This window comes from Pseudomonas sp. SMN11, from assembly GCF_052041945.1.
Taxonomy (GTDB): Bacteria; Pseudomonadota; Gammaproteobacteria; order Pseudomonadales; family Pseudomonadaceae; genus Aquipseudomonas.
Window position 1 is genome coordinate 1 of the sequence record NZ_JBKGGW010000117.1, and the last position, 219, is coordinate 219.

The window sequence follows — 219 nt, forward strand, 5'->3', positions numbered from 1 at the left end:
TGGGCCTGTCCCGTGACAACGGACGCCAAGAGGCTGGCTATTGAGCCGCCTTTCTCAAGCCTTTGGCATATTCGTTCGGTGAACGATAGCCCAGTGCTGAGTGCAGTCGACTACTGTTGTAAAACCCGTGGATGTAGTTCGCGATTGCCAGGTGCGCCTGCTGCTTGCTGGGGTAAACCCGGCAGGCCTCTTCTCGCTTCAGTGTGGCAAAGAAGCTCT

1 protein-coding gene is annotated in these 219 nt (G+C 56.6%); it reads right to left on the minus strand.

Annotation, left to right across the window (positions count from 1 at the left end):
• Positions 1–37: 37 nt before the first annotated feature.
• On the minus strand, positions 38–219 hold a 182-nt coding region (locus tag ACLEJU_RS28805; RefSeq protein WP_440776797.1), incomplete at its 5' end, for an IS3 family transposase.